This is a genomic window from Pseudomonas sp. P7779, assembly GCF_013386315.1.
In the GTDB taxonomy this organism is placed as follows: Bacteria; Pseudomonadota; Gammaproteobacteria; order Pseudomonadales; family Pseudomonadaceae; genus Aquipseudomonas.
On sequence record NZ_JACARZ010000005.1, the window covers coordinates 100965 to 121423 of the forward strand.

At 59.2% G+C, this 20459-nt stretch carries 19 protein-coding genes; 3 read left to right on the forward strand and 16 right to left on the reverse strand.

The window, feature by feature from the left end; translation table 11 throughout:
• Positions 1-246: 246 nt before the first annotated feature.
• On the forward strand, positions 247-888 hold the full coding sequence (locus tag HX869_RS02090) for an HD domain-containing protein (protein ID WP_003213877.1): 642 nt from the start codon (positions 247-249) through the stop codon (positions 886-888).
• A 144-nt stretch (positions 889-1032) separates the two neighbouring features.
• Here the strand turns inward: HX869_RS02090 and HX869_RS02095 are convergent, their stop codons facing one another.
• From HX869_RS02095 to HX869_RS02130, 8 genes are all read right to left on the reverse strand, one after another.
• Positions 1033-1920 (reverse strand): ABC transporter permease subunit, encoded by an 888-nt coding sequence (locus HX869_RS02095; protein WP_008438909.1) that lies wholly within the window; start codon positions 1918-1920, stop codon positions 1033-1035.
• Entirely contained in the window at positions 1917-2837 is a 921-nt protein-coding gene (locus HX869_RS02100) for an ABC transporter permease subunit (RefSeq protein WP_003213882.1), read from the reverse strand. The genes HX869_RS02095 and HX869_RS02100 overlap by 4 nt, the downstream gene beginning before the upstream one ends.
• Positions 2834-3976, reverse strand: coding sequence for an ABC transporter ATP-binding protein (locus HX869_RS02105; RefSeq protein WP_003195240.1), 1143 nt, complete (start codon positions 3974-3976; stop codon positions 2834-2836). Before HX869_RS02105 ends, HX869_RS02100 begins: the two co-directional genes overlap by 4 nt.
• Positions 3977-4051: 75 nt before the next feature.
• Complete coding sequence (locus HX869_RS02110; RefSeq protein ID WP_003213885.1) at positions 4052-5146, reverse strand: polyamine ABC transporter substrate-binding protein; 1095 nt, start codon at positions 5144-5146, stop codon at positions 4052-4054.
• Positions 5147-5311: 165 nt separating this feature from the next.
• Positions 5312-6406, reverse strand: a complete 1095-nt coding sequence (locus HX869_RS02115; RefSeq protein ID WP_177009125.1) for a polyamine ABC transporter substrate-binding protein — start codon at positions 6404-6406, stop codon at positions 5312-5314.
• Positions 6407-6613: 207 nt separating this feature from the next.
• On the reverse strand, positions 6614-7978 hold the full coding sequence (locus tag HX869_RS02120) for an aspartate aminotransferase family protein (RefSeq protein ID WP_178902693.1): 1365 nt from the start codon (positions 7976-7978) through the stop codon (positions 6614-6616).
• 58 nt (positions 7979-8036) lie between these two features.
• The gene (locus HX869_RS02125; RefSeq protein WP_003213891.1) at positions 8037-9395 is read right to left on the reverse strand and encodes a glutamine synthetase family protein; all 1359 of its coding nucleotides are present in this window, start codon (positions 9393-9395) and stop codon (positions 8037-8039) included.
• Between the two features lie 39 nt (positions 9396-9434).
• A complete protein-coding gene (locus HX869_RS02130; protein ID WP_003213893.1) occupies positions 9435-10214 on the reverse strand; it encodes a gamma-glutamyl-gamma-aminobutyrate hydrolase family protein in 780 nt (259 codons plus the stop codon).
• Positions 10215-10492: 278 nt separating this feature from the next.
• Between HX869_RS02130 and HX869_RS02135 the strand changes: the two genes are divergently transcribed.
• Together HX869_RS02135 and HX869_RS02140 are read left to right on the forward strand one after the other, a co-directional pair.
• Positions 10493-11869 (forward strand): glutamine synthetase family protein, encoded by a 1377-nt coding sequence (locus tag HX869_RS02135; RefSeq protein ID WP_003213894.1) that lies wholly within the window; start codon positions 10493-10495, stop codon positions 11867-11869.
• 252 nt (positions 11870-12121) lie between these two features.
• Entirely contained in the window at positions 12122-12760 is a 639-nt protein-coding gene (locus HX869_RS02140; RefSeq protein ID WP_008438907.1) for a TetR/AcrR family transcriptional regulator, read from the forward strand.
• 171 nt (positions 12761-12931) lie between these two features.
• On the opposite strand, the gene HX869_RS02145 is transcribed toward HX869_RS02140, so the two are convergent.
• The 8 genes from HX869_RS02145 to HX869_RS02180 all read right to left on the reverse strand — a co-directional run bounded on the left by HX869_RS02145 (position 12932) and on the right by HX869_RS02180 (position 20210).
• Positions 12932-13147: a molybdopterin-binding protein gene (locus HX869_RS02145; protein ID WP_003213899.1), complete on the reverse strand. Its 216-nt coding sequence runs from the start codon at positions 13145-13147 to the stop codon at positions 12932-12934.
• Between the two features lie 29 nt (positions 13148-13176).
• Positions 13177-13983, reverse strand: coding sequence for an aliphatic sulfonates ABC transporter ATP-binding protein (ssuB, locus tag HX869_RS02150; protein WP_003213901.1), 807 nt, complete (start codon positions 13981-13983; stop codon positions 13177-13179).
• Positions 13980-14768 carry an aliphatic sulfonate ABC transporter permease SsuC gene (ssuC, locus tag HX869_RS02155; protein ID WP_008438905.1) on the reverse strand — a complete coding sequence of 263 codons (789 nt, stop codon included), beginning with the start codon at positions 14766-14768 and terminating at the stop codon, positions 13980-13982. Before ssuC ends, ssuB begins: the two co-directional genes overlap by 4 nt.
• Before the next feature lie 9 nt (positions 14769-14777).
• Positions 14778-15926, reverse strand: coding sequence for an FMNH2-dependent alkanesulfonate monooxygenase (gene ssuD, locus HX869_RS02160; RefSeq protein WP_003213905.1), 1149 nt, complete (start codon positions 15924-15926; stop codon positions 14778-14780).
• A 25-nt stretch (positions 15927-15951) separates the two neighbouring features.
• Positions 15952-16920 carry a sulfonate ABC transporter substrate-binding protein gene (locus HX869_RS02165; protein WP_003213907.1) on the reverse strand — a complete coding sequence of 323 codons (969 nt, stop codon included), beginning with the start codon at positions 16918-16920 and terminating at the stop codon, positions 15952-15954.
• 108 nt (positions 16921-17028) lie between these two features.
• Positions 17029-17622, reverse strand: coding sequence for an NADPH-dependent FMN reductase (ssuE, locus tag HX869_RS02170; RefSeq protein ID WP_003213909.1), 594 nt, complete (start codon positions 17620-17622; stop codon positions 17029-17031).
• 317 nt (positions 17623-17939) lie between these two features.
• Positions 17940-18578, reverse strand: coding sequence for a peroxiredoxin (locus HX869_RS02175; protein ID WP_003213910.1), 639 nt, complete (start codon positions 18576-18578; stop codon positions 17940-17942).
• A gap of 273 nt (positions 18579-18851) precedes the next feature.
• Positions 18852-20210, reverse strand: coding sequence for an OprD family porin (locus tag HX869_RS02180; RefSeq protein WP_003213912.1), 1359 nt, complete (start codon positions 20208-20210; stop codon positions 18852-18854).
• Positions 20211-20459 lie beyond the last annotated feature (249 nt).

The following is a 20459-nucleotide window of genomic DNA, read 5'->3' on the forward strand; positions in this document are numbered from 1 at the left end:
AACTGAATAAACACAACCCTTGTAGGAGCTGGCTTGCCGGCGATGCAGACACCTCGGTGTAGCAGGTATACCGAGGTGATGCTATCGCAGGCAAGCCAGCTCCTACATTTGATCGCGCATAGCCTTGGCGCGATATCGCGGCACATTGGCCGGGATCGCATCCTCGCCGCGATGGCCCCTTCGCGGGCGCGCGACCAGACTGGACTCATCGGCGCCAACCCCGGCGCTTTCTTGAGGAGAACGACCATGAGCACCACCATCGCCGGCATCAAGATCCCGGACAGCGCCCTGGCCAAGGCCACCACCGAATACATCCGCGACATCGAATCCGACCTGCTCTACCACCACTCCCGCCGGGTGTTCCTGTTCGGCGCATTGAGCGGCGAGCGCCAGCAGTTGGCCTATAACCCGGAGTTGCTGTACGTCGGCGCGATGTTCCACGACCTGGGCCTGGTGGAAGGTCACCGCAGTGACGACGAACGCTTTGAAGTGGACGGCGCCAACGCGGCGGCGGACTTTCTCAAGCCTTACGGGTTGAGCGATGACGACATCGAACAGGTGTGGTTGTCCATCGCCCTGCACACCACACCGGGGGTGCCCAAGCACTTGCGTCCAACCGTGGCGCTGGTGACGGCGGGCGTGGAAATGGATGTGCTGGGAATGGAGTACGCGGCGTTTACCAGCGTGCAGCGCGAAGCGGTGGTGCATGCGCATCCACGGGGTGAAGGGTTCAAGGAGTGCATCATCTGCGCGTTTGCCGACGGCCTGCGCCATCGTCCGCAGACCACGTTTGGCAACGTGAAGACCGATGTGCTGGTGGATCAGGAGCCGGGGTTCAAGCCGATGAACTTCGTCGAGGTGATTCGCAAGTCGCCTTGGACTGCTTAACCCGAATTGGAATGCAATCAAAATGTGGGAGCGGGCTTGCTCGCGAAGGCAGTGGATCAGTCAATACATCCGGTGACTGACACTGCGCTTTCGCGAGCAAGCCCGCTCCCACATTTTTGATCCGGTTTCTTCAGGGCTACCTGATTAGACCGGTGCTGGAGCCCGACGCGAATCCGCCGGCTTCTCCCAACCATCCGCAGCCGCTTCTTCAATCGCCTGCTGGATCGCTTTCTTGCGGTGCTCTTCCGCACGACGGCTGAAGAACCACACCAGGAAGGTCACGATCGACACCGCCAACAGAATCAGGCTGGCCACGGCGTTGATCTCGGGTTTAACCCCCAGGCGAACCGCCGAGAACACTTCCATCGGCAACGTGGTCGAACCCGGCCCCGACACGAAGCTGGCCAACACCAGGTCATCCAGCGACAGCGCGAACGACATCATGCCGCCCGCCGCCAGCGACGGCGCGATCATCGGGATGGTGATCAGGAAGAACACCTTCCACGGCCGCGCACCCAGGTCCATGGCTGCCTCTTCAATCGACAGGTCCAGCTCACGCAAGCGCGCCGACACCACCACCGCCACATACGCCGAACAGAACGTGGTGTGGGCGATCCAGATGGTCACCAGGCCACGTTCCTGCGGCCAGCCGATCATCTGCGCCATGGCCACGAACAGCAGCAACAGCGACAGGCCGGTGATCACTTCCGGCATCACCAGAGGTGCCGTCACCAGGCCGCCGAACAGCGTGCGGCCCTTGAACTGGCTGATGCGCGTCAGCACGAACGCCGCCAACGTACCGAGTGCCACCGCCGCAATCGCGGTGTAGCAGGCGATTTCCAGGGAGCGACCGACCGAGCCCATCAACTGGGTGTTGTCCAACAGGCCGACGTACCACTTGATCGACCAACCGCCCCACACCGTCACCAGTTTGGATTCGTTGAACGAGTAGATCACCAGGATCAGCATCGGCAGGTAGATGAACAGCAACCCCGCCACCAGCATGAAGCTTGAGAAACTGACGCGCTTCATATCTTGCCCTCCATCTCTTTGGCTTGGCTGCGGTTGAACAGGATGATCGGCACGATCAGGATCGCCAGCATCACCACCGCCAGGGCAGACGCCACCGGCCAGTCACGGTTGTTGAAGAATTCTTGCCACAACACTTTACCGATCATCAGGGTTTCCGGACCGCCCAGCAGTTCCGGGATCACGAACTCGCCCACCACCGGGATAAACACCAGCATGCAGCCGGCGATGATGCCGTTCTTGGACAGCGGCACGGTGATTTTCCAGAAGCTGTTGAAGGTGCTCGAACCCAGGTCCGACGCGGCTTCCAGCAGGCTCTGGTCGTGCTTCACCAGGTTGGCGTACAGCGGCAGGATCATGAACGGCAGGTACGAATAGACCACGCCGATATACACCGCGATGTTGGTGTTGAGAATCTGCAGCGGTTCGTTGATCAACCCGATGGACATCAGGAAGCCGTTGAGCAACCCGTTGTTGCTGAGGATGCCCATCCACGCATAGACCCGGATCAGGATCGCAGTCCAGGTCGGCATCATGATCAGCAGCACCAGCACGGTCTGGATTTCCTTGCGTGCGCTGGCAATGGCGTAGGCCATCGGGTAGCCGATCAGCAGGCAGAGGATGGTGCTGAAAAACGCCATCTTCAGCGAGCCCAGGTACGCCGCGATGTACAACTCGTCATCGCCCAGCATCCCGTAGTTGGCCAGGTTCAGCACCAACTGCAGTTTCTGTTCAACGAAGGTGTAGATCTCGGTGTAAGGCGGGATCGCCACGTCGGCTTCGGCAAAGCTGATCTTCAATACGATGAAGAACGGCAGCATGAAGAACAGGAACAACCAGAGGAAAGGGATCCCGATGACCACATGCCGGCCACCGGGGGTTATTCGTTGCAGCTGGCGTTTGAACTTCTTCATGTTCATGAGCGAAGTACCACGCCGCTGTCGTCTTCCCACCACACGTACACCTGGTCGCCCCAGGTAGGGCGCTGGCCACGGCGTTCGGCATTGGCCACGAAGGATTGCACCAGCTTGCCGCTCGGCAATTCGACGTAGAACACCGAATGGCCGCCGAGGTAGGCGATGTCGTGCACCTTGCCGCTGGACCAGTTGTGCTCGCAGGTCGGCATTTCGGTGGTCACCAGCAGCTTTTCAGGGCGGATGGCGTAGGTCACCGACTTGTCTTCCACCGAAGTGGCGATGCCGTAGCCGACGTAGATATCGCGGTCCAGGTCCGGGCACTTGAGTACCGCGTGGCCTTCGGCGTCGTCCACCACCTGGGTGTCGAAAATGTTGACGTTGCCGATGAACTCGCACACCAGGCGGCTGGTCGGCGTTTCATAGATGTCGATCGGGCTGCCGATCTGGGCGATCCAGCCCAGGTGCATGATCGCGATGCGCTCGGCCATGGTCATGGCCTCTTCCTGGTCGTGGGTCACCATCACGCAGGTCACGCCCACGCGCTCGATGATCTCCACCAGTTCCAGTTGCATCTGCGAACGCAGCTTCTTGTCGAGTGCGCCCATCGGCTCATCGAGCAGCAGCAGTTTCGGACGCTTGGCCAGGGAACGCGCCAGCGCCACCCGCTGACGCTGGCCGCCAGACAGCTGGTGCGGCTTGCGCTTGGCGTACTGGCTCATCTGCACCAGCTTGAGCATCTCGGCCACACGGGCGTCGACCTCGGCCTTGGGGATCTTGTCCTGCTGCAGGCCAAACGCGATGTTCTGGGCCACGGTCATGTGGGGGAACAAGGCGTAGGACTGGAACATCATGTTGATCGGCCGCTCGTACGGCGGCATGTCGGTGATGTCCACACCGTCGAGGTAAATGCGTCCTTCCGTTGGGCGCTCGAAGCCTGCGAGCATGCGCAGCAAGGTGGATTTGCCCGAACCCGATCCGCCGAGCAAGGCAAAGATTTCGCCTTTCTTGATTTCCAGGGACACATCGTCCACCGCAATCGTCTCGTCGAACTTCTTCGTGACCCGGTCGATTTTGACCAGCACCTTTTTCGGTGTCTGGTCGCCCTCGAGGGCTTTCTTATAGGCGCCGGAGGCAACTGCCATTTACGAAACTCCCAGAATAAAAAGAGTGCAGCTCGCCCAATACGGGCCAGCCTTGGATAGTTTGAGCGTTAAGCCTTACTTGCCCGTCTTGACCTTGGTCCAGCTACGGGTCATCAAACGTTGCACTTTCGGGGGTAGCTCGAAGTTGACAAAAGTCCGGTCGAGAACCGCCTGCGGTGGGTAAACCGCTTCGTCGGTGCGTATCGATTGCTCCATCAGTTTGTCCGCCCCTGGGTTAGGGTTGGCGTAACCGACGTAATCACTGACCTGAGCGATCACTTCAGGTTTCAGCAAATAGTTGATGAAGGCGAGGGCCTCTTTGACGTTGGTCGCATCCTTGGGGATGGCCAGCACGTCGAACCACAGGTTGCCGCCTTCTTTCGGAATCACGTAGGCGATGTTCACGCCCTTGCCCGCCTCGGCTGCACGAGCCTTGGCCTGGAACACATCACCGGAGAAGCCGGCCGCCACGCAGATGTTGCCGTTGGCCAGGTCCGAGATGTATTTGGAAGAATGGAAGTAGGTCACGTAGGGACGCACTTTCAGGAGTTTCTCTTCAGCCTTCTTGTAGTCTTCAGGGTTGGTGCTGTTGGGGTTGAGGCCCATGTAGTTGAGCACCGCCGGCAGCATTTCATCCGCCGAGTCCATGAACGACACACCGCACGTGGCCAGCTTCTTCATGTTTTCCGGCTCGAACAGCACGGCCCAGGAGTCGATATGGTCGACGCCCAATACTTCCTTGACCTTGTCGACGTTGTAGCCAATGCCATTGGTGCCCCACAGGTACGGCACGGCGTACTGGTTGCCCGGGTCGTTCTTTTCCAGACGCTTGAGCAGCGCCGGGTCGAGGTTGGCGTAGTGGGTCAGTTGCGACTTGTCGAGCTTCTGGAACGCGCCGGCCTTGATCTGCTTGCCGAGGAAGTGGTTCGACGGCACGACCACGTCATACCCGGTACGCCCGGCGAGCAACTTGCCTTCCAGGGTTTCGTTGGAGTCAAACACGTCGTAGACCGGCTTGATGCCGGTGGCCTTTTCAAAGTTGGCCAGGGTGTCCGGGCCGATGTAGTCCGACCAGTTATAAATATGCACAGTCGGGGCGGCCTGCACGCTGACAGCCAGCGTGATACCTGCACCCACCAGCAAGGCTTTGCGAAATAAAGAAATTGGCAAGTGGAGGTCCTCTTAAATAGTTGGGCCCGAAGTTGTTGCCCGGCAACAAAACCGGCGCGCAACTTACCCTCGATAAACCGATCCGGCAAAACTTTCTGTCATTTAATTGTTTCGCTAACCACCGCGCGCATCGCGGCAGTTAGCAAAACAGGTATCAAAGCGGCTTTACTTGCCCGATTTGATTTTTGTCCAGCTGCGGGTCATTTCCCGCTGAGTAGCAGCCGGCAAGTCAGCAATGGCATACAGCTTGGCTTGCACGTCCGCTGGCGGATAAATGCCTGGGTCGCTGGTGATGTCTTTGTCGACCAACGCGGTAGCTTTCTCGTTACCGTTCGGGAAACGTACGCTGTTGGTAATGCCCGCCATGACTTCCGGCTTCAGCAGGTAGTTCATGAACTTGTAGGCAGCGTCGACGTTCTCGGCATCTTTAGGGATGGCGACCATGTCATAGAAGCTGCCGGCACCTTCTTTCGGAATGTCATAGGCAACCTTGACCTTGCCACCGGCTTCAGCCGCGCGGGACTTGGCCTGTTGCACGTCACCCGAATAACCCACGGCTACGCAGATGTTGCCGTTGGCCAGGTCGGAAATGTACTTGGACGAGTGGAAGTAGCCGATCGAAGGACGCAGCTTGAGGAACAGGGCCTCGGCTTGCTTGAGGTCTTCCTTCTTCTGGGTGTCGGTCGGCAGGCCCAGGTAATGCAGTGCCACTGGCAGCATTTCGGTTGGCGAGTCGAGGAAGCTCACACCGCAGCCTTTGAGCTTGGCGAGGTTTTCCGGCTTGAGGATGGTGTCCCACGAGTCGATCTTGTCGATGCCCAGTGCGGCCTTGACCTTCTCCGGGTTGTAGCCGATGCCGATCGAGCCCCACATGTACGGGAAGGCGTGCTTGTTGTCCGGGTCGCTGATGGACACTGCTTTAAGCAGGGACTTGTTCAGGTTGTCGTAGTTCGACAGCTTGGACTTGTCCAGTTCCTGGTAAACACCGGCCTTGATCTGCTTGGCGAGGAAGTTGTTCGACGGCACGACAATGTCGTAGCCGGACTTGCCTGCCAGCAACTTGGCTTCCAGGGTTTCGTTGGAGTCGAACACGTCATAGACCACCTTGATCCCGGACTCTTTTTCAAAGTTCGCGATGGTGTCCGGTGCGATGTAGTCGGACCAGTTATAAACGTGCAGCACTTTATCGTCGGCGTTTGCCGCGCCTGCCATGGCCCCCATCAGGGACAAGGCCAGGAGGGTCTTGCCAGCGTTCTTCAAACCTAATGCCTTCATTCGGTCATGCTCCAATTTTTTCTTTTTTGGGCCACGTTCGTTCTTTACTTACAACGTGTTTCGCAGCCCGTCTAAGGGCGACAAAACAGGGCGACAGTCTGGCAAGTTCAGGGGCCGGCTTTCAACCAATGCCCCGCTTTTCTAACACCCCAGAAGCAGCGCCCGACAGGCGCTGCGTTCTGAGCCTAGCATTTAGCCCTGCAATGCCGCCAAAGTCAGGTCCAGGCAGTGCCGCGCCTTGGTCACCAACTCGTCTATCTCGGCCTTGCTGATCACCAGCGGTGGCGAAATGATCATGGTGTCGCCCACGGCGCGCATGATCAGGCCATTCTCGAAGCAGAACGTGCGGCAGATCATGCCAACACCACGGCCTTCATAACGCTTGCGCGTTGCCTTGTCCTGAACCAGTTCGATGGCACCGAGCATGCCCACACCGCGAACTTCACCCACCAGCGGGTGATCAGCCAGTTCCCTCAAACGCTTTTGCAAATAGGGTGCCGTTTCGTCGTGCACGTGCTTAACAATTTGTTCATCGCGCATGATGCGGATGTTTTCCAGGGCTACCGCTGCCGCCACCGGGTGACCGGAATAGGTGAAGCCGTGGTTGAAATCACCGCCTTCGTTCAGCACGGCGACCACTTCGTCGCGCACGATCAGGCCGCCCATCGGGATGTAGCCGGAGGTCAGGCCCTTGGCGATGGTCATCATGTCGGGCTTGAGGCCGTAGAAATCGCTACCGAACCACTCACCGGTGCGGCCAAACCCACAGATCACTTCGTCAGCCACGAACAGGATGTCGTACTTGGCGAGGATTTCCTTGATGCGCGGCCAGTAGCTGTCTGGCGGCACGATCACGCCACCGGCACCCTGGATCGGCTCGGCAATAAAGGCACCGACGTTGTCCACGCCCAGTTCCAGGATCTTCTCTTCCAGCTGGTTGGCCGCCCACACGCCGAATTCTTCCGGGCTCATGTCGCCGCCTTCGCCGAACCAGTAAGGCTGGGCGATGTGGACGATGCCCGGGATCGGCAAGTCGCCTTGTTCATGCATATAAGTCATGCCGCCGAGGCTGGCGCCGGCCACGGTTGAACCGTGGTAGCCATTCTTGCGGCTGATGATGGTTTTCTTGTTCGGCTGGCCTTTGATCGCCCAGTAGTGGCGGACCATACGCAGCATGGTGTCGTTGCCTTCGGAGCCGGAGCCGGTGAAGAACACGTGGTTCATGCCCTGCGGGGCGATATCGGAGATGGCTTTGGCCAGTTCCAGCACGGGCGGGTGGGCGGTCTGGAAGAACAGGTTGTAGTAAGGCAGTTCTTTCATCTGCTTGGCGGCCGCATCAGCCAGTTCATCGCGACCGTAACCGATCGCCACGCACCACAGGCCGGCCATGCCGTCGAGAATCTTGTTGCCTTCGCTGTCCCACAGGTAAACGCCGTGGGCTTTGGTGATGATCCGTGGGCCTTTCTCTTTCAATTGCTTGAAGTCGCTGAACGGCGCCAGGTGGTGATCGCTGCTCAAGGCTTGCCATTCACGGGTTTGCGGGTTGCTGCTGGACATACCAATCTCCTAGATGTTTCAGGTGAGGACGCGCCGTTTGAAGGGCGCGCCCGGCGCATCAGACGGCGAAGAGCAGGAATTCCCGCTCCCACGAACTGATCACGCGCTTGAAGTTTTCATGCTCGGCCCGCTTGACCGCGACGTAGCCTGTGATGAATTTGTGACCCAGGTATTTCTCGATGGTCTTGCTGTTTTCCATGCGTTCCAGGGCGTCTTCGATGGTCAGCGGCAGGCGCAGGTTGCGGCGCTCGTAACCACGGCCCACCACCGGTGCGCTTGGGCTGATGCCTTCGACCATGCCGATGTAGCCACACAGCAAGCTGGCGGCAATCGCCAGGTACGGGTTGGCGTCGGCACCGGGCAGGCGGTTTTCCACCCGACGGTTTTGTGGGCCGGCGTCCGGAACCCGCAGGCCAACGGTGCGGTTCTCTTCGCCCCACTCCACGTTGACCGGCGCCGAGGTGTCGGGCAGGAAGCGGCGGAACGAGTTGACGTTAGGGGCGAACAGCGGCAACAGCTCGGGGATGAATTTCTGCAGGCCGCCGATGTGGTGCAGGAACAGCTCGCTCTTGGTCCCGTCTTCATTGGAGAACACGTTCTTGCCGGTGGCGATATCGATGATGCTCTGGTGCAGGTGCATTGCACTGCCGGGCTCGCCGGTCATGGGCTTGGCCATGAAGGTGGCCGCCACGTCGTGCTTGAGCGCCGCTTCGCGCATGGTGCGCTTGAACACCAGGATCTGGTCGGCCAGGGACAGTGCGTCGCCGTGACGGAAGTTGATTTCCATCTGCGCCGTGCCGTCTTCGTGGATCAACGTGTCGAGGTCCAGTTCCTGCAGCTCGCACCAGTCGTAGACGTCTTCGAACAACGGGTCGAATTCGTTGGCCGCTTCTATAGAGAAGGACTGGCGGCCAGTCTCCGGGCGACCGGAACGGCCAATCGGCGGTTGCAGCGGGAAGTCCGGGTCTTCGCAGCGTTTGGTCAGGTAGAACTCCATCTCCGGCGCCACGATGGGCTGCCAGCCCTTGTCGGCGTAGAGCTTGAGGACTTTCTTGAGCACGTTGCGCGGCGACAGCTCGATCGGGTTGCCTTGCTTGTCGTAGGTGTCGTGGATCACCTGGGCCGTAGGCTCTATGGCCCAGGGCACGAGGTACACCGCGTTCTCGTCCGGGCGGCAGATCATGTCGATGTCGGCCGGGTCGAGCAATTCGTAATAGATGTCGTCTTCGACATAGTCGCCGGTCACGGTCTGCAACAGAACGCTTTCGGGCAGGCGCATGCCTTTTTCGGCGATGAACTTGTTGGTCGGCGAGATCTTGCCCCGGGTGATGCCGGTGAGGTCGCCAATCATGCATTCGACTTCTGTGATCTTGTGGTCTTTCAACCAATCGGTGAGCTGGTCGAGGTTGTTACTCATAAATGCCTCTGGGCTGTGTTTCCTGACATCCATTAAAGGTCAGGCGTAAGTTGACGCAGCATCCGCGTCGCGTTGCATCACCCGCTTTCGACAGGCATTGCCAAATGCCTGGAAGATTGCGAGGTAGTGCGGGTTAGAGCTTACCTGCCATTCGGGGTGCCATTGCACTCCTAAAGCAAAAGCCTTGCCCGCGGGCACTGAAAAGCCTTCGATCAGGCCATCCGGCGCGGTGGCCTCGACCTGGAAACCGGCCGCCAGGCGATCAATGCCCTGTGAATGAATCGAGTTGACCTGGATCGTCGACGGCAAGCCCAGGCTTGCCAATACCCCATTCGGGGAGATGGTTACCGGATGTGCCGGGCCGTACTGGATGTCCAGCGGCTGGGTGTCGTCTTCGCGGTGATCCATCATGCCCGGCACTTCATGAACCTTCTGGTGCAGGCTGCCGCCAAACGCCACGTTCATTTCCTGGAAGCCACGGCAAATCCCCAGTACCGGAACGCCGGCCGCTATGGCTGCACGCAGCAGCGGCAGGGTGGTTTGGTCCCGTGCAGAATCATGAGCAGTCCCGGGCGCGCTGGCCGGACCGTCGTAGTGAAAGGGTTCGATATTGGAAGGTGAGCCGGTAAATAGAATGCCGTCCAGACCGTCAAGAATATTGGCCGGGTCGAGCAGATCCGCCAGGGACGGAATAATCAACGGCAAGCCCTTGGCAGCGGTGGCCACTGCACGGACGTATTTGTCGCCACTGATGTGATAAGCATGCAGACCGACCTGTTTGGAGCAGGCGGTGACGCCGATTAACGGCAGGCGAGACATGAAGCACCCCGGTATTATTGCTGTTATGGGTTTGAATCGAGCTTAGCCTTGTTCATTTTTTTACACAACACCCCCGTAAAAAATGCAACACGGCCCGCTCAAACGTGCTGGTTCCAAGAGCCCCAATCCCAAAAAATTGCCCCAAAAAGCCCCAAAAAAGCCCTCACGGCGCTTTTTTAGGGCAAAAAAGGCCTCGCTTGACTTCGGCATGCCGTTCGGGTTGACTGAAACCCGAAGAGATCAATGATTGATATTTTTAACAACAAAGGTGTTGCATCATGTCGGTACCCCCGCGTGCCGTTCAGCTTAACGAAGCGAACGCGTTCCTTAAGGATCATCCTGAGGTTCTGTACGTAGACCTTCTAATTGCGGATATGAATGGTGTGGTGCGCGGCAAGCGCATCGAACGCACCAGCCTCCACAAGGTTTACGAGAAGGGCATTAACCTGCCTGCCTCTCTATTTGCCCTGGATATCAACGGCTCAACGGTGGAAAGCACCGGCCTGGGTCTGGACATCGGTGATGCTGACCGAATCTGTTATCCAATCCCCGACACCCTGTGCAATGAACCCTGGCAAAAGCGCCCAACCGCGCAACTGCTGATGACCATGCACGAACTCGAAGGTGAACCTTTCTTCGCCGATCCTCGCGAAGTACTCCGCCAAGTTGTAAGCAAATTTGACGACCTCGGTCTGACCATCTGCGCCGCATTCGAGCTGGAGTTCTACCTGATTGACCAGGAGAACGTGAATGGCCGGCCACAACCGCCCCGCTCGCCGATCTCCGGCAAACGCCCGCACTCGACACAGGTCTACCTGATCGACGACCTCGACGAATACGTCGACTGCCTCCAGGACATTCTGGAAGGTGCAAAAGAGCAAGGCATCCCTGCCGACGCCATCGTCAAGGAAAGTGCCCCGGCGCAGTTCGAAGTGAACCTGCATCACGTTGCCGACCCTATAAAGGCCTGCGACTACGCGGTACTGCTCAAGCGCTTGATCAAGAACATCGCCTACGACCATGAGATGGACACCACCTTCATGGCCAAGCCTTACCCGGGCCAGGCAGGCAACGGCCTACACGTGCACATTTCGATCCTGGACAAGGACGGCAAGAACATCTTTGCCAGCGAGGATCCCGAGCAGAACGCCGCATTGCGTCACGCGATCGGCGGTGTGCTGGAGACCCTACCCGCCCAAATGGCGTTCCTGTGCCCTAACGTCAACTCCTACCGTCGTTTCGGCGCACAGTTCTACGTGCCGAACTCGCCGTGCTGGGGCCTGGATAACCGCACCGTGGCGATTCGCGTACCGACCGGCTCGTCCGACGCCGTACGTATCGAACACCGTGTGGCCGGGGCTGATGCCAACCCTTACCTGCTGATGGCTTCGGTATTGGCGGGCGTGCATCACGGCCTGACCAACAAGATCGAGCCTGGCGCACCGGTGGAAGGCAACAGCTACGAGCAGAACGAACAGAGCCTGCCGAACAACCTGCGTGATGCCCTGCGCGAGCTGGACGACAGCGAGGTGATGGCCAAGTACATCGATCCTAAATACATCGATATCTTCGTCGCCTGTAAGGAAAGTGAGCTGGAGGAGTTCGAACACTCCATCTCCGACCTTGAGTACAACTGGTACCTGCATACCGTGTAAGCGGTTGCCGGGCTAAAAAGAACGCCGCAGGCCTTTGGCCTACGGCGTTTTTTTATGGCTGTTGTGGCGAGGGAGCCTGCTCCCGCCGGGCTGCGAAGCGGCCCCAATAAGAACACCGGGTTCTTTCAGGCGGAACCGAGGTGCAGGTCTTGGGCCTGCTGCGCAGTCCAGCGGGAGCAAGCTCCCTCGCCACAGGGTATGGATCATCCAGTGGCTCTGCGTACAATGCCCGCTGCCCTGTAGGAGACTTCAATGAATCGCCCTGCCACTCCTCGCAAACCCCGCGCCCGCAGCCAGGCCCGGATCGACGCGATCCTCGATGCCGCCCGCACCTTGCTGGCCGCCGAAGGCGTGGCCAGCCTGTCGATCTACAGCGTGGCCGAGCGGGCGCAGATTCCACCGTCATCGGTGTATCACTTCTTCGCCAGCGTGCCGGCGTTGCTGGAGGCGCTGACCGCTGACGTTCATGCGGCCTTTCGCGCGGCCATTCAGGCGCCCATCGATCATGATTCACTCAAGCACTGGCGCGACCTGTCCTGCGTGGTGGAGCAGCGCATGCTCAGCATCTACAGCAACGACGCCGCCGCCCGCCAATTGATCCTGGCCCAGCACGGGTTGACCGAAGTGACACAGGCCGACCGCCAGCACGACCTAGAGCTGGGAAACCTGATGTTTGAGGTGTTCAACCGGCACTTTGAGGTGCCGAGCCTGCCCGCCGATGTCGACGTGTTTGCCCTGGCCCTGGAACTGAGCGACCGCGTCTACGCACGCTCGGTGCATCAGCACGGGCAAATCACCCCGCGCATGGCCGAGGAAGGCATGCGGGTGTTTGATGCGTATGTGGGGCTTTATCTGCCGGGGTTCTTGCCCAAGCGGGTGGCTGCGCTCTGATTTTTTGTTGCCTGTCCGGGCCTCTTCGCGAGCAAGCCCGCTCCCACATTCGACCGTATTCCAAAGGTAGAACTCGGTCAAATGTGGGAGCGGGCTTGCTCGCGAAAGCAATCTTGAGAACGACAAAAACCCCGACAGGCTTTCACCTTCGGGGTTTGTGCGAACCATTGATCACAACTTGGCGATCGACACCTCGGTGGATTTCACGAAGGCAATCACTTCACTGCCGATCACCAGTTCCAGCTCTTTCACCGAGCGGGTGGTGATCACGGAAGTGACGATACCGGACGCGGTCTGTACGTCGATTTCCGACAGCACGTCGCCTTCGACGATTTCCTTGATGGTGCCTTTGAACTGGTTACGCACGTTGATGGCTTTGATAGTCATGGTCGTTCTTCCTGTGTAAGACAAGTGAGTTATTGAGCCCAACGCAATTGCGTAGGCAGCGGTGAAACAGGTTCGGGTTCCGGCGGGGTGCCGGGCAGCGACAACACACGATTAAGCACTTCGGTTTCCAGCGCCGCCAGGCGGTGGGAGCCACGCACCCGCGGACGTGGGAGTTCCACGTGCAGGTCGAGGCCGATTTCGCCGTCTTCGATCAAAATCACCCGGTCGGCAATGGCCACGGCTTCGCTGACGTCGTGGGTCACCAGCAACACGGTGAAGCCGTGCTTCTGCCAGAGGTTCTCGATCAGTTGCTGCATCTCGATCCGGGTCAGGGCATCCAGCGCCCCCAGCGGTTCGTCCAGCAGCAACAGGCGCGGTTGGTGGATCAGGGCGCGGGCCAGGGCCACGCGCTGCTTCTGGCCACCGGACAACGCCGCCGGCCATTCATTGGCGCGCTCGGCCAGGCCGACCGCTTCCAGCGCTTCCAGTGCCTGCGGGCGCCAGTTGCCCTTGAGGCCAAGGCCCACGTTGTCGATGATCTTTTTCCACGGCAGCAGGCGCGCTTCCTGGAACATCAACCGCGTGTCTTCAATCGCTTCGCTCAGCGGCGCGGAGCCGGCGAGCAGTTCGCCGCCGCTGGCTTTGTCCAGCCCGGCCAGCAGGCGCAGCAAGGTACTTTTGCCGCAGCCACTGCGGCCCACGACCGCCACGAATTGACCGGCAGGAATATGCAGGTCGATTTCCTTCAGCACTTCCCGCGAACCGAAAGCCTTGCGCAACTTGCGCACTGCCAGGGGAATGCCCCGCAGCAGGCGTGGAGGTTGTTGAGCGGTCATGCCGCACCTCCTTTATTCACTTGATAAGCCGGGTGCCAGCGCAGCCAGACTCGCTCCAGGCCTCGCGCCGCCAGGTCTGCCAGCTTGCCGAGGACCGCGTAAAGCACGATCGCCAGGACCACCACGTCGGTCTGCAGGAATTCCCGGGCGTTCATCGCCAGGTAGCCGATACCGGAACTGGCGGAGATGGTTTCCGCGACGATCAACGTCAGCCACATAAAGCCCAGCGCGAAGCGCACGCCCACCAGAATCGAAGGCAAGGCGCCCGGCAAAATCACTTGGCGAAACAGGCTGAAACCGGACAGGCCATAACTGCGGGCCATTTCCACCAGCGCCGGGTCGACGTTGCGGATGCCGTGGTAAGTATTGAGATAGATCGGGAACAGCGTGCCGAGGGCGACCAGGAATATCTTCGCCGTCTCGTCGATGCCGAACCACAGGATCACCAGCGGGATCAGCGCCAGGTGCGGCACGTTGCGGATCATCTGCACCGAGCTGTCCAGCAGGCGTTCACCCCAGGTCGACAGGCCGGTGATAAACCCCAGGGTCAGGCCGATGCTGCCGCCGATCACAAAGCCCAGGCCCGCACGCCAGCCGCTGATGGCCAGGTGGGTCCAGATTTCGCCGCTACGCACCAGGCTGACACCCGCTTCGATCACCGCGCTGGGTGCCGGCAGAATGCGCGTCGACAACCAGCCGGCCGAGACGGACAGCTGCCATACCGCCAGCAACAGGATCGGCAGCGCCCAGGGCGCCAATCGATGACTTAACTTTTCAAGGTTCATGGCGGCGCCTCAGCTCTGGGACGCAGCTTTGGGAAGAATGTCGTTGGCGACCATTTCGCCGAACGGGCTGACGTAGCCGGCGCCTTTCGGCAACTCGGGACGCTCGATGTCGAGATGCGGGAACAGCAACTCCGCTACGCGATACGACTCTTCCAGGTGTGGGTAGCCGGAGAAGATAAAGGTGTCGATACCGAGGTCCGCGTATTCCTTCACCCGCGCGGCCACGGTCGGGCCATCGCCCACCAGTGCCGTGCCGGCGCCACCGCGTACCAGGCCTACGCCCGCCCACAGGTTGGGGCTGACTTCCAGGTTGTCGCGACTGCCGCCGTGCAAGGCGGCCATGCGTTGCTGGCCTACGGAATCAAAGCGCGACAACGACGCCTGGGCGCGGGCGATGGTTTCATCGTCCACGTGGGAGATCAGTTTGTCGGCGGCCTGCCAGGCTTCGGCGTTGGTTTCACGCACGATCACATGCAGGCGAATGCCGAAGCGCAGGGTACGTCCGAGCTTGGCGGCCTTGGCGCGAACCTGTGCAATCTTTTCCGCCACCGCGGCCGGTGGCTCGCCCCAGGTCAGGACCATTTCCACTTGTTCGGCTGCCAGGTCCTGGGCCGCTTCGGAAGAGCCACCGAAATACAGCGGCGGACGCGGTTGCTGGATCGGCGGATAGAGCAACTTGGCGCCTTTGACGCTGATGTGCTGGCCGTCGTAATCGACGGTCTCGCCTTCCAGTACGCGGCGCCAGATGCGGGTGAACTCCACCGACGCCTGGTAACGCTCTTCATGGCTCAGGAACAAACCGTCGCCGGCCAATTCATCCGGGTCTCCACCGGTCACCAGGTTGAACAACGCGCGGCCGCCGGACAGACGATCCAGGGTCGCGGCCTGACGCGCAGCCACCGTCGGGGAAATGATCCCGGGGCGCAGCGCGACAAGGAATTTCAAGCGTTGGGTCACCGGGATCAGCGACGCCGCCACCAGCCACGAATCTTCGCAGGAGCGGCCGGTGGGGATCAGTACCCCGCCGAAGCCAAGGCGGTCGGCCGCCTGGGCCACTTGCTGCAAGTAACCGTGATCAACGGCGCGAGCGCCTTCGGCGGTGCCAAGGTAATGGCCGTCGCCGTGGGTAGGCAGAAACCAGAAAATATTGAGGCTCATGGAGTTGTCTCCTGAAGAAGTCGGATTACGGCGCTTTGGCAACGGCGGCAGGTGGTGTCCAGATCACGTCCTTGATGCTCAAGGGTTTGGGGATCAATTTGAGTTGGTAGAAGCTGTCGGCGATTTTCTGCTGCGCCGCGATCACTTCAGGCGTCAGGAACTGCGCACCGTAGCCCTGGCGTTTTACCGAGGTCAGGGTGATGTCAGCCGGCAGGCCCAGCAGCGGAGCAACTTGTTCGGTGACTTGTTCCGGGTTGGCCTTGGACCATTCGCCCACGGCGCGGACTTCTTCCACCAGCGTCTTGATCACTTCAGGGTGTTTTTCGGCGTACGGCTTGGTGGCCAGGTAGAACTGATGGTTGTCGGCAATGCCGGTGCCGTCACGCAGGGTGCGGGCTTGCAGTTGCTTCTCGGCGGCTGCCTGGTACGGGTCCCAGATCACCCAGGCATCGACGCTGCCACGCTCGAACGCGGCGCGGGCATCGGCGGGCGGCAGGAACACGGTTTGCACGTCGGTGTATTTCAGGCCGGCATCTTCCAGGGCACGTACCAGCAGGTAATGCACGTTGGAGCCTTTATTGAGGACGACTTTCTTGCCCTTGAGGTCTTGCACCGATTTGATCGGCGAGTCTTTCGGTACCAGGATCGCTTCGCTGGTAGGCGCCGGCGGTTCATAGGCGACGTAGAGCAGATCGGCACCGGCAGCCTGGGCGAACACTGGCGGGGTTTCACCCGTCACGCCGAAGTCGATGGAGCCTACGTTCAACCCTTCCAGCAGCTGCGGGCCGCCGGGAAACTCGGTCCACTGCACTTGCACGCCCTGCTCGGCCAGGCGCTTTTCCAGCGAGCCCTTGGCCTTGAGCAGCACCAGGGTGCCGTATTTCTGATAGCCGATCCGCAAGGTTTCGGCGGCCTGGGCTTGAACAATGGCGCCGAAGGACACAGCCGCAGCAAACAGTGCGACCAGACCACGACGCAAGATGACAGTGCGCATGGCGCTCTCTCCAAATATACGATTAGGGGGTTGGCTGCACCTGCTTGGCCGTTGGCGGCTGAGTAAGGTGAGTAGTACTTGTCGAATTCAGGTAAAGCTGGGTAAGGCTTAAATGCTCCAGCGAGCACTCAACAAACGTTCATTCAACACATTGGGGTCAAGGGGTTTCGGGCGGCGGGCCATGGCGCTGTAGAACGTCTCCAGGGCCTCGCTCAAGCGTTGTTCCAGCACCGGCACCAGTTGCGCCTGGGCGCTGCCTTCGCCGTAGGCGATCTGGCTGTCTTCGGCGAAAATCCCGTGGAGCAATTCCTGGGCTTTCAATGCCGACAGCACCGGCTTCAGCGCGTAGTCCACCGCGAGCATGTGGGCGATGCTGCCGCCGGTGGCCATCGGCAACACTATTTTGTGGGCCAGGGCGCGTTCAGGCAGCAGGTCGAGGATGGTTTTCAGCGCGCCGGAAAACGAAGCCTTGTACACCGGCGTGGCGATCACCAGGCCATCGGCGTTCGCCACTTGCTGCAACAGGTCGATGATTTTCGGGCTATCGAACCGCGCGTGCAGCAAGTCTTCGGCCGGGAAGTCCCGTATCTGATAACTCACCACTTCCACGCCTTGTTGCTGCAACCAGTTGCGGGTGTGATCCAGCAAGACCCCGGACCGGGAACGTTGGCTGGGGCTACCACCAAGTGTTACGACCAGCATGTAGGAAATTCCTTTGGAAAGTGTCGGCGGTTCGCTATGTGGCGATGGCGCCAAGATGGGACAGACCATATCAGCCAATTTATATATCTATAAATCTTATTTTTTCATTTGTTTATTCTTTAAATGCATATGCTGCCGACTAAATCGCAGGCATAAAAAAAGGCCGTCGAAACGGCCTTAAAACCCCTGCTATGTGAGACTTGAAATGCGCGCAAGTGTGGGAGCGGGCTTGCTCGCGAAAGCGGTGTGTCATTCAAAGATGCATCAACTGACAGTGCGCATTCGCGAGCAAGCCCGCTCCCACATGTGGTTGTGTGTCAGCGATTCGGTTGAGGCGTGAGCCGCAGGTACGGCTTCACCGCCCGGTAACCCTTCGGAAAGCGTTTCTTGATCTCTTCCTCGTCCTTGAGCGACGGCACTATCACCACTTCGTCACCGTCCTGCCAGTTGGCCGGGGTCGCGACTTTGTGGTTGTCGGTCAGTTGCAGCGAGTCGATCACCCGCAGGATTTCGTGGAAGTTGCGACCGGTGCTGGCCGGGTAGGTGATGGTCAGGCGAATCTTTTTGTTCGGATCAATCACGAACAGCGAACGCACGGTAAGGGTGTCACTGGCATTCGGGTGGATCAGGTCGTACAGGTCGGAGACCTTGCGGTCAGCGTCGGCCAGGATCGGGAAGTTGACGATGGTGTTCTGGGTTTCGTTGATGTCTTCGATCCACTTGTGGTGGGAGTCCACCGGGTCCACCGACAGCGCAATGGCCTTGACGCCCCGCTTGGCGAATTCATCCTTGAGCTTGGCGGTGAAACCCAGCTCGGTGGTGCACACCGGGGTGAAGTCCGCCGGGTGGGAAAACAGCACGCCCCAGCTATCGCCCAGCCACTCGTGGAAGCGAATCTTGCCGGCGCTGGAATCCTGTTCAAAGTCGGGGGCGATGTCGCCCAGTCTGAGGCTCATGGTGTGGCTCCTGATGAGTGCTTATGGAGCCCACTGTGCCTGTGTCGCGGATTATTTAAAAAGAATAAATATCGATTTATCTAGACGATAAAGGAATATTAAAAATCTGTTCATTGGACTTGGCAACGGGCGTGGATCAACATCCGCTTCAAGGTTCGAGAAGGCCTTGAGACGCTGTACAAAGAGGGGTTCAGGACGGGCTTGCGGGGGTTGAGCCCGGCTTGAAAAGTAAAGCACCCTGCCCGGCATTGCGCCGGGCAAGGTTTTACGCTCTTACTTGAACGCGTAGGTGTAGCTGAGGATTACGCGGTTTTCGTCCTGGGAACGGGTGTTCGCCAGGTCGGTACGCCACATCGCGTTTTTCCAGGCAACGCCCAGGTTTTTCAGCGGACCTTCTGGAACAACGTAAGCCAGGGTCAGGTCGCGTTCCCACTCGTTACGCTCGCCGACGGTGGTGTCGATGTTGCTACCTTTGAGGTAAACCACGCCGGCAGTCAGGCCAGGTACGCCGATCTTGGCGAAGTCATAGGCGTAGCGAGCTTGCCAGGTACGTTCGCCAGCACGGGCAAACTTCTGGATTTGCATGTCGGTGATGGTGCTGTTAGACGAGCCGTCACCTTGGTTCAGCCAAGGGAAGTCGCTGTCGCCCTTGGTGTACTGGTAGCCAGCACCGAAGGTGTGACCGGCAACCGAGTACAGCGCCAGGTAGCTGTACAGGTCGTTGTCGACCTTACCTTTGACCTTGGTGGCGTTGGTCGGATGATCCGAGTAGTAGCCGGAGGTGTAGTAACCGGCAGTATCACCGTTGGCACCGTTGTCACGGCTGCGGTAGTAGCGCAGGTCACTTTTCAGGACGCCAGGACCGATCGCCCAGTTGTGGACCAGGCCCAGGAAGTTCTGAGAGTAGAAATCCTTCAGCTCGCCGAAGTAGTACGAAGCGGTCAGGTCTTTGTTGATTTTGTAGTCAGCACCGGCGTAGTAGAACTTGTTGACGAAGTTACCAGCGTCGTAGTTCGAGCTGCCGTTGGCACCGGCCAGGGACAGACCTTCATTGTTGCTGGAGTTACGGCCTTTGGAGTGCTCGATCTGACCAGCAGTCAGGGTCAGGTCCTTGAACTCGTTCGAAGAGATCTCGCCGCCCTGGAAGGTTTGTGGCAACAGACGACCGTCGTTGGTCTTGATCACCGGGTTGTTCGGCTGCAAGGTACCGATCTTCAGCACGGTTTGGGAGATCTTGACCTTACCGGTCACGCCCAGGCTGGCGAAATCGTGAACGGCCTTGTTGCCATCACTTGGGAACACGGTGCCGCCGGAAGCAGTACCAGTGTAGTTACCGTGATCAGCGCGGCTGGAATCCAGACGCACGCCGTACAGGCCGATGGCGTCAAGACCGAAGCCCACAGTACCTTGGGTAAAACCCGAGATGAAACGCAGGTCGAAACCCTGACCCCATTCAGCGTTTTTGCTGCGGGTGTTCGAGGTAGCCGATGGCTTCAGATCGCGGTTGTCGGTGTTGATGTAAAAGTTACGTACGCCCAGCGTGATCTTGCTGTCATCGATAAAACCAGCGGCGCCTGCTTGTTGGGCGATTGCCCCCAAAGCTACGGCCAACGCCAATGTTGACTTCTTCATGTACCGCTCCTCTCATTTCTAATTTTTGTATTTCTTAGGTCTCGGGTCTGACGCCCTCGATCCACAGATGCGCGATTAGCACCGGATAGTGACTGACAAGTCAATCGTAACCTTGTGTGTCTACTACTTTCGTCTAACCGCAGTTAATTTGGTCCTTGCAGGGTAATGAGTTTTTCATACACCCAAAAAGAATTGTTTCGTCCTTTTTCATACCATTCAGGAATAACGCTTTCCATGGGACGGTCAAGC

Bases quoted from the DNA above. Each gene is read 5' to 3' on its own strand.
- HX869_RS02090 (WP_003213877.1), top strand. From the start codon at position 247: ATGAGCACCACCATCGCCGGCATCAAGATCCCGGACAGCGCCCTGGCC.
- HX869_RS02095 (WP_008438909.1), bottom strand. From the start codon at position 1,920: ATGAAGCGCGTCAGTTTCTCAAGCTTCATGCTGGTGGCGGGGTTGCTG.
- HX869_RS02100 (WP_003213882.1), bottom strand. From the start codon at position 2,837: ATGAACATGAAGAAGTTCAAACGCCAGCTGCAACGAATAACCCCCGGT.
- HX869_RS02105 (WP_003195240.1), bottom strand. From the start codon at position 3,976: ATGGCAGTTGCCTCCGGCGCCTATAAGAAAGCCCTCGAGGGCGACCAG.
- HX869_RS02120 (WP_178902693.1), bottom strand. From the start codon at position 7,978: ATGTCCAGCAGCAACCCGCAAACCCGTGAATGGCAAGCCTTGAGCAGC.
- HX869_RS02125 (WP_003213891.1), bottom strand. From the start codon at position 9,395: ATGAGTAACAACCTCGACCAGCTCACCGATTGGTTGAAAGACCACAAG.
- HX869_RS02130 (WP_003213893.1), bottom strand. From the start codon at position 10,214: ATGTCTCGCCTGCCGTTAATCGGCGTCACCGCCTGCTCCAAACAGGTC.
- HX869_RS02135 (WP_003213894.1), top strand. From the start codon at position 10,493: ATGTCGGTACCCCCGCGTGCCGTTCAGCTTAACGAAGCGAACGCGTTC.
- HX869_RS02140 (WP_008438907.1), top strand. From the start codon at position 12,122: ATGAATCGCCCTGCCACTCCTCGCAAACCCCGCGCCCGCAGCCAGGCC.
- HX869_RS02145 (WP_003213899.1), bottom strand. From the start codon at position 13,147: ATGACTATCAAAGCCATCAACGTGCGTAACCAGTTCAAAGGCACCATC.
- ssuB (WP_003213901.1), bottom strand. From the start codon at position 13,983: ATGACCGCTCAACAACCTCCACGCCTGCTGCGGGGCATTCCCCTGGCA.
- ssuC (WP_008438905.1), bottom strand. From the start codon at position 14,768: ATGAACCTTGAAAAGTTAAGTCATCGATTGGCGCCCTGGGCGCTGCCG.
- ssuD (WP_003213905.1), bottom strand. From the start codon at position 15,926: ATGAGCCTCAATATTTTCTGGTTTCTGCCTACCCACGGCGACGGCCAT.
- HX869_RS02165 (WP_003213907.1), bottom strand. From the start codon at position 16,920: ATGCGCACTGTCATCTTGCGTCGTGGTCTGGTCGCACTGTTTGCTGCG.
- ssuE (WP_003213909.1), bottom strand. From the start codon at position 17,622: ATGCTGGTCGTAACACTTGGTGGTAGCCCCAGCCAACGTTCCCGGTCC.
- HX869_RS02175 (WP_003213910.1), bottom strand. From the start codon at position 18,578: ATGAGCCTCAGACTGGGCGACATCGCCCCCGACTTTGAACAGGATTCC.
- HX869_RS02180 (WP_003213912.1), bottom strand. From the start codon at position 20,210: ATGAAGAAGTCAACATTGGCGTTGGCCGTAGCTTTGGGGGCAATCGCC.